We start from the raw sequence: 15,733 nt of genomic DNA on the forward strand, positions 1-15,733 counted from the left end.
CTAAGTTGCGGTCATTGCTGCTGAATAGGTCTGGTCTTGCCGATACGGCAGCGTGATTTGCAATATAAACGTGAACGCGCTCGATCAGCGCAACGAGTTGAGCCTCGTCGATCAGAAATTGGTTCTCTCTGAGCAGGTTTGCCAACGCACCGCTCTTGAGATTTGCATCCGTGAGCGGCGTGTCGGAAAGAAACTTGGCACACAAAGCTCCTTGCGCATCGGCGCTGGCTGGCTTTGGAAATGAGAGGAAGGCACCGGGGTAAAAGACAGTCCCGTTGGGCAGCCCATCTTCAACATAAGCTGGATCCCACAATGCTTCGCCAAATACCTGTAAGTCTTTTCCGTAGAGCAGCTTTGCATTGAACAGCCATGCCGCCCGCGAGGAGGCCGGGAGCCGTGTATCGGCCTGACGCAACGCCGCGAGTGTATCTGAGACTATCTTCCGCCATTTCGGATCGGTTTTTCCGATTTTCACGTCGCTAGGGAGATTCTCCTCCGGATCGCTAACGCCATGGGCGAAAGTGCCGGGGTTCTTGGTGATCGGATGCTCGAAGACTGCGAGCAACATCGCATCGTGCGCGGGGATTTCCGCAGCTTCAAAGCAGCGGCTCACCATCTGGCGTAGCTGATCGCCTAGATCAATGCTGCGGGGAAATCGTGGATCAGCATGTAGGGCAAGTCCAATCTCTAGCAACTTTGGAGCGCGATACGGCGTGCGCAGGACCACGCGCGAAGCGATTTCGAGCGCGGATTTGAGCCGTTCCATCCAAAAGCGCCGCTCCATATTTCCCGCATCGACACGCACCTTCGCCGCATCGATCAGGCGGAGAGCACGATCGATTAGACGGTCCGCCTCGCCCGCGTTGATCCTGGCGATCGTCGAACGGGGAAAAAAAGTGTCGAACTCCTTGATCGTGGATCCAGGTGAGGCCCGAAGAAAAGCATCGATCGCCCTTGTTGGTGACACATCCATCAGCCATCTCGCAGATTCTAACACGACTCGCCTGGCGACCGTTGCATGTCCAATGCGGAGCGGCAGGCCCCCCTCTTCCTGGAAACGGAGCGCCTGATAGGCAAGAAGACGGTCAACGCGTGGATCTAGTGGTCCAAAATTGAAGGTTCGATGTATCGAGCCCAGATCAAATCGCCGCGTGCTTTCGGTCTCTCGCTTGAGGGGCGGCGCTGCCTGAATGAGCCGCTCCATCAAGTTGAAGAAGTCGCTGCGACCAGGGCAGCCGCGCGCCTGCAGTTCCTCTTGGCGCATGTCGAATCGGTCGCGCACGGGCTTGTTTTCGTGCAAATCGCCGATCGTGCCGTACAGTACGGAGCTGCGGAACAAGAGGGCGAAGCTCTCACGCGACCAGGACGCGATGTCCTTGGCGCCGCTCTCAGTTTGATCGCGGATCACGTTAAGCGCCTGCGCCGACAGTTGCGATGCTTCCTGGTCTCGCCCCAGATCTGCGAGCAGTGCGGCTTTGCGCAGCAGCCAGAAGCTGTCGCCCTGGACACTCCACTTCTTAAGCGCCGCTTCCAACCCATCGATATCAAAATCTGCGCGAAGGCGCAGGCACCTGTCATAGGTCAGGCGTTCGAGCCCTTCCGTATCCTCCGCAAGCCTGGACGCCAGCCAATCCGACCAGCGTTTGTGCAAGCCGGCGTCGTTTTCTTCGCGTGCGTGGCGCAAGATCGCCAGCGCAAGGGCCCGAAATTGTCTTGCCGGCTCGGGGGGTAGTTGTTCGTAACGACCGATCAGAGCGTCCAGAAGTTCCAGAACTACATCATCGACAGTCAACGTCAGCGGAACGAGCGCGGCCTCCTGTTGCCAATTGAGCTCGAACAATGCATCGAGCCGTTCGTCCTCGTCGAGAGCGCGCAATCCGCTAACAATGTCGTCGAGACGCATCGATAGACGTCGCCAGAGCAATTGGCTCGTATCGAAGGGTGGCACAATCCAACCGGGGTAGATGGTACGGTTCTGCCGCCACTGTAAGACCAGCTCGCGAACCTTTTGGACAGGAGTGTTAATGTCACTCGACTGCGGATCCGGCATCGGTGATCTTGAATCGGCAACAGGGCTCACATGCACGAGCGGGGGTACAAAACCTGCAGCTGGTCGCGGCCAGCGCTTCGCTTGATACGGTTCAGCCGCACGCAAGCATTCGAGGAACCACTGATGGGCATTCTCCATCTGCTGGCTCTTCGGCCAGGTCTCGAACATCTCAAGTTTCGCGAGATCGATTGGCTGGATGCGCCGACTTTCGAGCATCTTGCGTTTCGGTGCGCTTAATCCAAGCGCGCCCACCAGATAGATAAGAGGGGCCTTCGGCCCTAGCCGATCGCGCACCCAGCCAGACCAGAACAGAAAGTTCGGGTCGTCGCCCGAGAATCCCAGCAGAACCAGTGTATTTTCCATCGCAAGCTGCTGCGCTAGATTGACGAACGCCCCAAAACGCGCCGGATAGGTTCTGAAATCCTCTTCCGTGAAGATGAACGGGCGATGGGAGGGGAAACTGCCGTGCAGCTTGATTACTCTCGGTGCCCGTGCCTCCGGAATCTCCTCGACTGTGTGCAAGACGTCATAGACGCGCTCTTCTGCCCTTTCAGCCGCCCGTTCCAGCAGCGTGTCCCAGTTGGTCGTCATGATATCCGCCCAGGGGAGCTGGACGAGCATCTTGTGCAGTTTGCCGGGCTCAAACTGGCGGTCGGGGACATTAGCCAATATCAATTTGTCGAGCGCGCCGCGTCCGAACTGTGCCTCGAACTCTTCTGCAACTCGGAGGTACGCGCTGGTCGCGCCACTCTGTTTCAACAGCCGTTCGCGTTGTTGGTTTTGGTCTGTCGCCTGGCCGGAGTTTGCCGGGTAAAGCTGGTTTACCATCGTTCCGTAGATGTCGTTCCAATCTGGCATCGTGCCCCCGGAGGCTCGCACCGAAGTAGCGTTGCGGCTGAATCCGGCACCAACCAATAAGGCAGCAGACCCCACAGGCTCTCGCGCCCAAAGGGCTTCGGCGATCCGCGCGACATGCGGTGCATCCGAAAAGGTATTCATCATCTAGATCCCATCCCTTGACGTAACTGCAATCCGCAGGAATGGAGCGCCGCGGTTCCCCGGACTGGGATAGCTTCGAAGCGAAATTCTTGCCGGTAATTTGAGTCAGTGAGCAACGGTTTAGAAGGAAAAATGAATCTTGCTCTTTCCTTATTATCACAGAAACTGGTCCCATGACGTTCGGAACTGATGAACGCTTGAAAAGCTATCTGGACACAAACCAGTTGCAACGGGAACGTATGTGCACTGCCGTCCTTGCCTTGGACAAGCGGTTCACCAATGTTCGACCACGTCACCCACGGGGCGGGCCTGATGGCGGTCGAGACATTGAAGCTATCTTGAATGGGGAACAGAAAACCTATGGTGCTATCGGGTTCGTCAATCAAGCTAGCGATTCAACGGATCACAAGAAGAAAGCCCAGAAAAAGTTCTCGACGGATTTGGCGAGTGCGACCGCAGCCGATCCTGAAATCAAGGCTTTTGTCTTCTTCACAAACGTGAATCTTACAGCCGGCGAAAAGAATGCCCTGGTTGAGAAGGCCACGAAAAGCGGGTTGGCTTATTGCGAAATCTTCGATCGAGAAAGAATTCGCTTGGTTCTTGACGGTGCCGACGGAATGGCGATCCGATTTCAGTCACTCGGCATCCCAATGTCTGACGCAGAACAGGCGACATTCTTCGCGCGATGGGGCGACGATATCCAAAGTGTGATTGCTGATGGATTCAGCGAAATAAAGAGATCGCTTAACCGAATGCAATTTCTGCATGAAATGAATGCTCCTCTTGAGCAGTTCCTCGTCCTCTTAGAGCTGGACCGCGAATACAATGGTAGTGAAATCGGCCACTTGCGGTTTTTTGTGAGCATGAGTCTCGCCGAACCGCGAGATGGGCTCCTTATGGTAACGTTTGGAACATCGGACCGTGCTGACAGAGCGCGGGCAAAATCTGTGGCCGACGTTGAGGCCATGCGCGCGGGAATCTTACACGGAATGATGGGTGCCAAGTGGGAGCGACGTATTCCGACGTCGGAAGATGAGCCGGAAGAGGATGCTGCCGACTCAGATGAGAGCGTCGATGACGGAGAGGGCACCAGCGTCGGCACATTCACGTCAGTCGGGTTGGAGAATGTACGCTTTTTGCGTGCTGAGTTTGGGTATGGAGGAGGAAGCTTTCGGTTCGGTCCCTACCTCCGTCTCTCTGACATTGACGACAGCATGATTGCTCTGTTCATGAACAAGTCATTGGCGGAAAAGGTCAAAGCCATTCATTTTTTCGGCAATCAATACAAGCTTGCCGAATACGAACGTGACGGTTTTCGAATTGACACGCACGGCAAATTCGAGCCGAATCTGATCTTTACGCCGTCTGAGCTAACTGACGAATGGCGCCGAATCATGAGGAATTTCGGTCCATTTAGCATTCGATATTCAGAGATGACTCCCATCAGACTCTTCGAACCAGTCGAGGTGAGCAACTCCCTGCCAGTACGCCGGTCGAGGATGGCGAAAAGTTAGCATAACGGTCCGAGTCGAATCTCAACTGGAAACGTTAGCGTGCCTTTGAATGGCCGGATGTGTTAGCGGCCAAAAAGACGCGAGAAGAAGCCACGCTTGGACTCCTTGTGAGTGGCATGTTGCGATTGCGCCTGTTGGCGATTTTGTTTGGGCGGCTCCGTCCAGTCGACTGGTTGGGCGAATACAGTCTCAGTCGACCCTGGAGTCGTCTGCCGCGATGATCTCGCCGAAGCCCGCAGTGGCTCGGCTTTATCGCCCATTGCAGGGATCTCGATCGCCTCCTTTGCGCGCGTGACCGCAACGTAGAAAAGTCTAAGTTCCGCCGCGTCCTCCCGCTCTCGATCGGCGCCCTCTTCATGCCCCTTTGCTGCGCGAGTCTTCAGGAAGTCGTCCATAAGTCTAACGTTCTTCCATTCTCGTCCCTTAGCCTTATGTGCTGTCGAGATGACGATATCGGCCTGGTCCTCACCCACGGATTGATTGATAGCCCATAAAAGGCGCTTCTCGCCCTTGCTCTGTACCAGGTTGACGAACATGGTTAGGTGCTCGCCTTCCGCGGTTTTGGCGAAGTCGACCACCGACTCCCAGCTGTTGAAACCGAAAAAATCGGCGACGTCTGTTGGGCGCCCTTCCTTCAAGTCTCGCACCCCCCACAACAACTCCTTCAGGTCGTTGTTGTCGCCAACGAGATGGGGTTTGCGACCTTCGTCAATGCACTCGATCAGCGCGGTCATGACGTTCGCATTGGTTCTCGCCAGAATGGCGTTAGGCTTGCAAGTCCCAATCCTGCTCGACAAAGCCGGGTTGCCGGTCAGTGGCACGCTTTCGCCGAGTCGCTGCAGGATGCGGGATGCCTCGTGGGCAATCTCAGGACCAAATCGAAACGATCGCGTTAAGCTCACGACGGCATCGGTCTCGATCGCCTCCATCGCATTAATCGCGCCACGCCATTCGTAGATCTGCTGATAGCGATCCCCAACGTAGATAAGTTGAGCGTTTTGCCTCTTCAGAACGTCCAGGACCACGGGGTTGGTGTCCTGTGCCTCATCAAGAAGAATGTAGTCGGCCGCAATTTGCGGCTTGGACAGACTCCAAAGCTTTAGAAATCCGTCAAAACCCAGCGGGATCGCGTCCTTCGCATCGCACATGCGCCCCCACAGATGCTTGGCGTTGTTGCGCGCAAACTCGTTCACTGCATTTAACGTTTCATCGCTCGCTGCAAGCAGCGATCCGTGACGCGGTACATGCGCGTCAGAGATTTCCTCGTCGCCGCTTTGGGCAAAACGTCTTAAAGTCTGCTGGATCAAATAGGCTTGCGACACCGGCTGTAGGGAGTGGTCACGGTCGACACGCCATGCCTTCTTGAGTTCAAGTATCTCTGCGAGTTGCTTTGCGCTGACCTTTCCGGCAAACTTGTCCTTGGTTTTCTTGTAGTCAGAGTGAAGTGACTTCAGCGCCAGGCTGTGGGTTGTCGAGCAATCCACTGTGGAAGGAAATTTCTCGCGGGCGTCCCCCACAATAGCCTTGTTAAAAGCAATGTATTGCCCACGACTGCGGGTTCCGTGAGCAAGGAACTGCAGGGTTGAGGTCTTCCCTGTGCCGGCATAGGCATTGATGCGGAGCGATCCGCCAGAGAGGAACGCGTCGATTGCCTGTTCCTGCTCCGCGGTGGGTTTGCGATTCCCTCGCTTGGCCGGAGCCTTCGTGTGCATAACGCCGGCATGTTTCTTGGGGGCTTTTTCGAAAAGATCCGCTTGCTTGACATCGAGTGCAGATTTGGCTCGGACCAATAGCTTTCCCGCCCGAGAGGTACTCCTGACTGCTGCTTCACTCGCGATGGCCTTAATAGCCTTACTGTCTCCGTTCGCCGTGGCCTTTTCCAGCATCGTCTCTAGCTGGTCGATTCTCAACGAAATAAAAGGTCGCTTCATGCCAAATCCCCTCGCTAGAATTCGTACCTAAATGGGATCGAAGTCAAGATCGAGGCCAGCGCTGTCTTGCGACAGTGAGTCTGGAAAGTTGACGGTTTCAGCAATGTAGGAGGTGATACGGTCTGGTACCGAGAGCCGATCAGGATTAACCAGATCGGTGAAACTTGAGCTTCCGGACTGTCAGAAGGGCGCGCCAGTCTAGACTTTGCTATGCTGCTGGTCGGCCACGCATAGGTTGAGCGCCTTCCGTCTGCTCAGCGATCGGAATTGTCCGGAGGTCCATCACCATTGAGGTGGCATCGGCGGGACTGGAAGCCTGTGGTCTGGGATACTCTTCTCGATGGCACAAGAACGAAGCCTTGAAGACCGCCTCGGTTTGGTCTCCCCCAAGTTACTGGCGGCCGAGGTCTGGCTCCCGATACTGGTGTCCCTGGACAAGGTCGAACTGCGTCATGCGCTACGGCGGGAACTCTTCCAGGTCGGCGACCTCGCTTTGAGGGCCATTGCGGTCGGCAAGACGCAGCAAGCGGTGAACTGGCTTGCGCTCGGATTCTATTGTGATCAGTTGATCGCGAGAGAGGCTTTGGGAACCTCGGGGGCCTTTCGCAGCTCGAAATATGGCTACAAGGTCAAGAGCCTCTTGGACGTTTTGGCCGCTCTTGAGCAGACAGACGCGGAGTTGCCTTTGTCTGAGGAGGTTCGCACATATCTTGCGTCGGTGAGGGCGCTAGCCAATCTGGCCACACCGATTCACCATTTGGACCAGACGCTTCGGCAGTTTCTAAGGCGCAATGCCGACACTGCGTTAAAATCGGTCATAGCCAGGGTAGATGCCATATTCATGACTGGCCACCAGGCCGACCGCGGAGCAAACACGGAGGGTATCGGCTTCTATTCGAAGGAAGATTTGGCTGAAGGCGCGTCCTACATCGTTCATTGCATCGACACCGAGATCGGCATCCAAACGAAACAGTTTAACAAGATGGCCGAATCGAAGATCTCGCACGGACTTTTCGACAAGGTGCTCGTAAAGGCTTGTAAGATACGCCGGTATGGTGAGGCAGAAATACTTGTCGATGCATTCAACTACCGAGTTCTAATGAGTAAAAGGAATTTTATCGTATCAGCGCCAACGCCTGAATTGGAAAAGAGTATACGTTTAGGATATATACAAGAGAATCAAGCGCGTGGCCGGATGCAATTTGAAAGAATAAAGACTATTAAAGGAGGTGCTGTTTCGGTATTTGATATCGCTGATAAATTCTACGATCGGACGCGCGAAGATGTTGTAAAGCTCATCGAGAAGCCTTTTAGTCGTTATACATTTCATCTGCCGGATGTTCCGCCCTTGCGGGCGCTGTTTTCTAATGATGCTTTTACAGCTGAGGAAGTCGTTTATCTTCGTGATGTCGTAAATACAGAACTGGTAACATGGGAAGAGCTGGAGCGCTTCGAACTTCGCCCCGGCTTGTCGCTTCTCGACATTGCAAAAGTCTATCGACTTTTCCTGTTTGTCGCCCGCCTTGCGACGAGGCAATTAGAGCCTCTGTTGAGCCATGACCCCGCCATTGCTTACCGCTCGTTGATTCCGGTGTTTAAAGAAGGGGTGTTGAGAGGGCTTTTGGGTTGGTGTCTGAGACCCGAACAAATCGACGATGTGCTAGGCCTTTTGTCCTGGAAGCCAGGGAGCGCAGGCGTGTTTGATCTTCAGTATCGGCCGATGATCCGAGGAGAGGATGGCCATCTCCTTGTGCCTATGCATATCGCAGGGATGGCCAACTGGTACCGAAACCTCGTTCATACCGGAAAAATTCGCCTCACTGACTCGGTTGAACAAGAAGCCGCTTCTCGTGCGTTGACGCATGCCCTGCAGCGCCATTGCGAACACGTGCGAGCGGAATATGAGACCGTACTCAACGGTCAACGCATCGAGATTGATGCAGTCTGTCGGTTTGGGGAATACCTATTTCTGTTTGAGTGCAAACATTCACTGCTGCCCTGCAACGTGCACGAATTGCGAACTTCGTTCAAACACGTTCGTACAGGCGCTGGCCAACTCGACCGCGTAAGCCATTTGCTCTCGGATCCGAAAGTCGAGGCCGAATTCTATCGTCGGTTGGGATGGAGCGTTAGTCCTGCGGAGGAGATTGTAACCTGTATCGTCTCCTGCAATGGCATGTTCTCCGGCCTCCGCGTCGACGGACACCCTGTGAGACGATGGGCTGAGTTGCTGAACATGATTGAAAAGGGGGTTGTCAGAACCGTAGAGGTGTCGGTGGTCGACGACGGCTCCGGACTAGATGTCCGCACTGAGAATGTCGTTGAGCGGAACCTTTGGAAGGCTGCCCAGCTTGATCCCAAATTCCTCTATCAATACCTCAAGGGGGATAGCCTCTCTGCGATGCTCTTCGACGCGATGGTCGAACATGAAGAGGCCTATTCAGTGGGGGATACGGTACTCTCGTTTCGCAGCTACGCTCTCGATGCGAACGCGATCACGGATTCGATTGCCGAACTCTCGGACAACTCTTCAGCGTAGCTTGGAATAAGCCGGTGTGGCCGCATAATGCCAGACCAGACTGCGGTAGAAGGTTGCGCGGCGATCCTGGACGGCTCCACCTTGTTGGCCACTAGTAGGCGGGATCGTTGTCGCCCTGGCTGCATCGGGAGCTGACTCCGGCGATCTGCCTGGCGACGGTGCATCCGTGCACCCCGATGTTGCGCAGCGCTACAAGACCGACAAAGCCGATGGGCTCGGCACCGCCATTTGACGCGCGCCGGCGGGTCCCGCCACGCCCACATCAAAAACGCACAGCTGCTTCCGAACGGAGCTTCTCTTGACCCACCGCTGCAACTTGAAAGACAGGTTCCTCGACCTGGAGAACGCCCATCCATCATTCGCGGAAGGCGTTTGGCATCCGCTTGAGCAAAAGTCGGTCGCGGTGCGTTCGAGCAGGCTGTGGCTGACGATCCGCTGTCGGCGAGCTGATGGACGCCATGCTGCTGTCACGCGCGGGGCTGTGGCGATAGTATCGCCAGCTGCACGATCTCATCGTAACGATCGTCGCGCGCAGCGAGCCGTGCCGGCGCTTCGTGGCCATCCCCGGCGTCGGCCCGGTGACGGCACTCTCGTTCATAACGGCCATCGATGACCCGTGGCGCTTCCGCCGCTCACGCGATGTCGCGGCCTACTTCGGACTGACTCGCGGCGTTCGCAGTCGGGCACCTCGATCGACGTTCAGGGTCGCATATCAAACGCCGGCGCTTTACGAGGCGGCTTCGGGGCTGATGACGCGCTTCAAAGGCTCCGACAAGGCCAAGAGCTGGGGCCAGGCGATCGCCAAACGTCCCTGCCACCGCAAGGCCTGTGTCGCCGTGGCGCGCAAGCTGGCGGTGATCATGCACGCCATGTGGAGCGACGGCACGTTCTATGTCGGCGATTCCACGGCGAACCGAAGCGATGCCGCCCCGCGCGCTCATCGGCAGGATCGCTCGTTGCTGGAGCGCATCGATGAACGGCGCAACGGAAGTTGACGCGCATGGCGCCGGCACGCTGACGGGCGCCACCTGACACAAGGGATTCGCTCCGGCGGATGAGGACCGATGCAGACCAGGAACGACGGAACGCACGTTATCTTGCCTGCGGCCGCGCCGATCGCGAGACGGCCGGACCGCGCCGGATGGCCTGTGATGATGTTCCGTCACTCCGATGGAAAATTGCGCCACGACGATTCCCGAGCTGCAAATAAGCAGCGCTGCTACCCCGTCGCAAAGCGTGGAAGACTGCACGGCGCATCGGACCTCGACGCCAGAGTACGGAATCGTAGTATAGAGCATAGAATCTTGTATCGTCGTAGTTTAGAAGGGGAACGACGATGGCAAAAAATTCTCTCAAAATACGACCGATTAAGACGGCAAGATAAAAGGGCGCACATTGTGCGGCCGTCGGTTGGTTGTATTCGCTGGGTTTTTCGCCGCTTCCCGCACATTGCGACGTTCTCGCGCAATGTGCGGTTTAGTGCCAAGCGATTGATGTTATTTCGGAATTGGCAGATTGTGACGGGCTTTCCCTGCTTTCCAGGAGCTAGGTTAGACGTCGAGGTTGGCTATGATTGCGTTTATCGCAAGGGCAACCACGATGCACCCAAAGCCCGTGCGTTCCGGAACTAAGTGGCCGACGAAGTGCGGAAGCTCACGTCCGTCAAGACCTTTTAATGAACGACCGCGTTGGGTGGGAAGAGACTGGTCGTTTTTGGCAAGCTACGTCAAGAAGGCGCCCGCGCGCTACTTTGCAAACACGCAATCGGGTTCTGGTCCCTATGACGCGCCAGTTGAAAGCCTTTGGTTTGTATGTACTGTCATATGAAATTGCCGGCCTGGGATGTCGCTTTCCTGAAGTATCAAATCGAGTCATTCTGAACCACCGCATCTATTGAACTCGTTACTAAAATGGGGCCGTCACGACGTCGTGTTGGCGATTTCCCTCGTCAGAAAGCCACCCTAAAGCGTCCAAAATATTTGACGACCAACAAACACAGAAGCGCGCTCAGGATAGCGCGGCCGAGGTATGATCGCCCCTAATGGTATTTGATGCAGACAGGTTGACCAAACTACTGGGAGCGATCGAGACCGACACCCTTGTGTTTCTATGCGGCGCCGGGCTTTCTATGTCCGATCCGAGCAAATTGCCAAGCGCTGCGAGGGTGGCGGAAATTTGCTACGAAAATTGGTTTCCGATCGAACCGTTGGACCCCGCGTTGAAATGGGATATCGACAAGCTATCCGGCCATTTTCACGCGCGCGGCGATTTCAAGACACAATTCATCCCGCTCGTACCTTGGAACGAGCTCACCGGCATTCCCAACAAGGGACATGCAGCTGTTGCCGATATGCTGGTAAGTCGTGCTGCGCACGCAGCGCTGTCGGCCAACTTCGATTGTATGATCGAACGCTGGGCGGGTGAGCGAAAAATCTCCTTGCGAGGCGCGCTCACCGGTCAGGAAGCAGTGAACTTCACTGCCGCGACAAACCCGCTCGTCAAATTCCATGGATGCATGGATCGCGGACCTATGGACACCTTATGGACACAAGGGCAACTCGGTGAAGCGGATGTTCAGGAGAAAATTGAGAGCTGTTCACAGTGGATGACACTGAACCTTCCTGGTCGTCATCTCGTTGTCGTCGGTTTCTGGACCGACTGGGGCTATTTGAACAACGTCCTCGCAAATGCCCTCACAGTCTCAAACGCGCTATCGGTCACTGTCATCAATCCAGAGACTTCCGTCGCTCTTCAGGGGAAGGCGGCGGACCTTTGGGCGAAGCTCAATTCGCTGAGCGCGAGCTTTGTTCATGTGCAGGCATCCGCGGACGAGGCGCTAGAGGAGTTGCGAGCCGCCTACTCCATGACGTGGGCCAAGAGGTTTTACGCGTTGGGTGCTCCGCTGGCGAAAGATGCGGGCCTCACCGCGACACCAACCCCAGACTCACTGGCGATGGACGATCTCTACAGGTTGCGCCAAGACGTAGAAGGCAAGCCTTACCTGCGCGCCGCAACCGGCAAACGGCCTCCATCAGATGCGGCGGCCGCAGCGTATTTCCATATAGACCTAATGGGTGCGGGCGCGACGCAAACCGGAGCCTGGCTCAATTTTAGCGGGAGATCGATACGCGTTGTGAATGGAGCCGGTCGCGGGCTGAATGATGTTCGGGAGACCAATGTTGAGCCATCAACGTTTCCGCAAGCGGATATCGTTGTTTGCGCTGGATCACTCGATTTGGGCGTACCCGCCAAGCTGATAGCCACGGGAAAGGCGGCGAGTATTGTCAGCCCTGCGCCAGGCGGTGGCGCGAAATGGCTCACGCATGAACAGGCGAAAACGGAGTTCGGATTATGATCGACCTCCTATCCATGACACAAGTCCTGCTGAAAGAAGCGGGGTTTGACGCACGCCTTGTTTCATTGAACAAGGCCCCGCTACTTTGCTTCGAAGACAGCGCCCTTTTGGGTTTTTGCTATACGTTCGAAAGCGCGGATCAATTGCTGCGAGAGTGGCAAAAGGTCGAGACCGACGTCTTGATCAGGTTCGCCCCGAATTTTCGCGCAGCGGGCGATAAGGCTTGGAATGTGTACTGCGCATTTCTCTCCGAAGACGCGCCAACGGACGAGCAAGCCCGAGAAATCGGATGGATTGAAGAGGACTTGCAACGGACGAGAAAAATTGCCGCTTGCGGCATTGCGGATAGGCGCGCGCTTATCGCCTCGCTTTTGCCGCTCCTTCCCGTTCAGTACCAGCCGATCCTGCCGGACAGCGATGTCACTGAACGTTTAAAACGCCGTGTCGCCGACATATCGCCAAATGTTGTGCAAACCGCGCTCGACGAGAGCGTAAGTGTCGCCGAGGTTGTGCGACGGATGGGAGAGCGATAATGCGTGTTAGCTACGTCGAGCTTTCTGGTTTTCGCGGCTTTAAGAATCGCATCAAGTTGGATTTTCCCGCTGGCTTTGTGGTCCTAACCGGCCGAAACGGCGCCGGGAAAAGCACGGTACTCGACGCGATCGATTTTGCGCTCACCGGAACGATCGACAAGTACGTCGTGACCACTGCAAAAAAGGGCGGCCTTGATAGCCATATTTGGTGGGTGGGAGACGGTTCGCCGGAGGATCACTTTGTTAGGGTGGGGTTTATAGACGAAAACGGTCATGAGTTTGCGATTACACGATCGAGGGATCAGGGCGCTTCGCATTCCGACGAAGAGATTGGGCGTGTCCTGATTCAGGGTCCGATGCCTGTCGATTGGCCGAGGACTCTCGTCAAAACCTCGCTGATACGAGATGAAACGATCGCCAGCCTGAGTATGGACCTACCTGGCCAAAGCCGGTTCGAGGCGGTGAGGGCGGCGATTGGCAGTTTAACTGGCCCTGACTACTCCACTCGTACTGGCAACCTCGTGAAGGCTGCGGAAAGCGCCCGCGTTGAACTAGAGGAGAAATTAGAGCAGCAACAGGCCGACCTAGGGCGCCTACTCACTAATTTGACGGAGGCTAGGAGTGCTCTGGATCGCCAGGCCGACTCAGCGCAGGCCGAGACGATAATCAAACGCCTTATCCCGACCTTCATTCTGGGCGCGCGCGATGCGGGGGAGAATCTTCGTCGTGTTATCGCTGCTCGGAAACAGACCGCTCAAGTAATCGAGGCGGCACTCAACGAAGCCGAAGAGTTGATTGGTCTACTACAGATATCTGAATCTCCGGAGGGGCGGGCCGACCGCCAGACACGCCAACAGCGAGTGGCCGATCTGGCTGAGTTACACGCTGCCGCAAAGCGTGAGCAAGAAAGTTCTCAAGCACTTGCGGATAGCGAGCGTGCGTCCGATGAATTCGCGACGCACATGGTCATGCTCCTCGAACACGGTCAGCATGTCGGCCTTTTGGATGGCCGGTGTCCCCTTTGCGATGCTGCTAGATCGAATGAGCAGTTCGCAGAAGGGATCGTCAAAGCGCGATCCCGGCTTGAGAAACGTGGTCAAGCTGCGGCGCAAGCGGCGGCTCTGCTGACAGCAGCGATACAGCGATCTGACGAAACTCAGAACGAATGGTTGAAGGCTAGGGCTGAATTCGAAACGAGGAGCCTAAGGGAACGCTCGTTGGAGCAGCGACTGTCGCAAATCGCGGAATTATTCGAACGCCATAGCTTTGAGCCCGGACCGCGTGAACCGGAGATCGCACGAAACGCACTCTTTAAGTATCAGGAAAACACCGCTGACATCGAACGCGCGCTCTTTATCCTGGAAGCGTCGGGCGCACACGACCGTGTTGCGTCTTTACAGGCTCGCATCGATCAAACGAGATCGATGATCGACGCGCAGACCGTCCAGCTCACCGCGTCTGAACGAGCGCTTGAGGCTGCTCGGCAGATAGACAAGGCAGCGAAAACAGTCGCCAATCAAATTCTCACAGAGCAGTTCGATACCGTCCTGCCGCTCTTGAAAGAATTGTACAAGCGGCTTCGTCCGCATGCGAATTGGAAAGAAATCGATGCGGATTTCGGCGGCCAGATACGGGCCACGCTTAATTTCACAGTTGGCGAAGGCAAGAACCCGCAGTTCCTATTCAGCAGCGGCCAGCGCCGCGCCGCTGGAATGGCATTTCTCCTCGCGATCCACCTGTCGAGACCATGGTCGACATGGAAATCGCTACTCTTGGATGACCCTGTGCAGCACATCGATGATTATCGGGCACTAAACCTCGTCGAAGTTCTTGCCGCCATACGCAGAGTGGGACGCCAGGTTGTAGTCGCTGTCGAAGATTCGTCGCTGGCGGACCTACTGGGTCGCCGCTTGCGCAGCGCGCCAAATGAGCTTGGGAGAAGGTTTGACCTAGCGATGGGTAGTGACGGCTCGGCTCTTATTGAGCGCCAACTCGATTTGCTACCTCTTCCCCAAGAGGTCATTCGGCTGTCGCAGGCTTCCTAGAAGCGCTCGAGCTGACCGTTGGCTAGTTTCGACAGAGCGAGAGGAAATCACGTAGACTTCCTCTGTTCGGAGATGGAGCCGAACGCTCCACCTGGTTCGAAAGTAACGTCGTCCTGTCCGAGTGTTTGAAATACCTCACGGTTAATCAGATCGGTGACCAACTGGAAGGCTTCGCGAAGTTCGTCGATCGAAGCGCTCGTGGTCATGGCGCTTTCGTTAGTCAGGTGTGCGGAGACCTTGTTGCCAGTAACGAAGCAGAGTTTCAGGAGATCGTCAGCCCGAACGGATGCGACGGTCCAGCCGGACACTGCTCGTGTGGGCGATACGGCGGCGAGATTCAGGTCAGGCATACTCAGGTCGCCCTGCCGCCAAGGGGCGGCCTTTAGAGCATCGTGCTTGGCATCGTACCCAATTCCAAGGAAATGCAATAATGATCGCGCCATCAATGCCGCGCTGTCCGCAAGCGGGTGCAGAAGAAAGCGAGGATCTGACATCTCAAAGACAACTGCATCGACTTTCAGTGTTACGTTGCCGGCGCCTTCGAGTTTGTCAGCCAGTCTGATGAACGCGTTCAATTCTCTCATTCTAGCCGGGATACGGTGTTGGAGGATGACGTTTTTGCTCATGTCTGACTCTCCGATGCTTAGCTGCCTGCTACTGAGGCTTCCTTACACCATCTATTTCCCTCTCGCTTCGTCACCTGCACGGTCTGCTGCGATCAATCTTCTGATAGAGCTTCTGGCACCGTCGAACGAGCGGTGAAACCG

9 protein-coding genes are annotated in these 15,733 nt (G+C 55.9%); 6 read left to right on the plus strand and 3 right to left on the minus strand.

Annotated elements, in window-relative coordinates:
• A partial coding sequence (locus tag EOA13_RS25800; RefSeq protein WP_206535313.1) for an SIR2 family protein occupies positions 1-3,052 on the minus strand: 3,052 nt, incomplete at its 3' end.
• 170 nt (positions 3,053-3,222) lie between these two features.
• Here EOA13_RS25800 and EOA13_RS25805 point away from each other — a divergent pair.
• The gene (locus tag EOA13_RS25805; protein ID WP_127296434.1) at positions 3,223-4,563 is read left to right on the plus strand and encodes a hypothetical protein; all 1,341 of its coding nucleotides are present in this window, start codon (positions 3,223-3,225) and stop codon (positions 4,561-4,563) included.
• A gap of 62 nt (positions 4,564-4,625) precedes the next feature.
• Here the strand turns inward: EOA13_RS25805 and EOA13_RS25810 are convergent, their stop codons facing one another.
• On the minus strand, positions 4,626-6,494 hold the full coding sequence (locus EOA13_RS25810; RefSeq protein ID WP_127296435.1) for a UvrD-helicase domain-containing protein: 1,869 nt from the start codon (positions 6,492-6,494) through the stop codon (positions 4,626-4,628).
• Positions 6,495-6,834: 340 nt separating this feature from the next.
• On the opposite strand from EOA13_RS25810, the gene EOA13_RS25815 reads away from it, so the two are divergent.
• From EOA13_RS25815 to EOA13_RS25840, 5 genes are all read left to right on the plus strand, one after another.
• Entirely contained in the window at positions 6,835-9,033 is a 2,199-nt protein-coding gene (locus EOA13_RS25815; protein WP_127296436.1) for a hypothetical protein, read from the plus strand.
• Positions 9,034-9,587: 554 nt separating this feature from the next.
• Positions 9,588-10,028: a transposase gene (locus tag EOA13_RS39425; RefSeq protein WP_281040876.1), complete on the plus strand. Its 441-nt coding sequence runs from the start codon at positions 9,588-9,590 to the stop codon at positions 10,026-10,028.
• A 1,067-nt stretch (positions 10,029-11,095) separates the two neighbouring features.
• Positions 11,096-12,388 carry an SIR2 family protein gene (locus EOA13_RS25830; RefSeq protein ID WP_127296437.1) on the plus strand — a complete coding sequence of 431 codons (1,293 nt, stop codon included), beginning with the start codon at positions 11,096-11,098 and terminating at the stop codon, positions 12,386-12,388.
• The gene (locus EOA13_RS25835; protein ID WP_127296438.1) at positions 12,385-12,921 is read left to right on the plus strand and encodes a hypothetical protein; all 537 of its coding nucleotides are present in this window, start codon (positions 12,385-12,387) and stop codon (positions 12,919-12,921) included. Before EOA13_RS25830 ends, EOA13_RS25835 begins: the two co-directional genes overlap by 4 nt.
• Positions 12,921-14,966, plus strand: coding sequence for an AAA family ATPase (locus EOA13_RS25840; RefSeq protein WP_127296439.1), 2,046 nt, complete (start codon positions 12,921-12,923; stop codon positions 14,964-14,966). The genes EOA13_RS25835 and EOA13_RS25840 overlap by 1 nt, the downstream gene beginning before the upstream one ends.
• A 47-nt stretch (positions 14,967-15,013) precedes the next feature.
• Here EOA13_RS25840 and EOA13_RS25845 read toward each other — a convergent pair whose 3' ends face one another.
• Positions 15,014-15,592: a hypothetical protein gene (locus tag EOA13_RS25845; protein ID WP_127296440.1), complete on the minus strand. Its 579-nt coding sequence runs from the start codon at positions 15,590-15,592 to the stop codon at positions 15,014-15,016.
• Between the last annotated feature and the right edge of the window lie 141 nt (positions 15,593-15,733).

The organism is Mesorhizobium sp. M7A.F.Ca.US.011.01.1.1, assembly GCF_003998295.1.
In the GTDB taxonomy this organism is placed as follows: Bacteria; Pseudomonadota; Alphaproteobacteria; order Rhizobiales; family Rhizobiaceae; genus Mesorhizobium.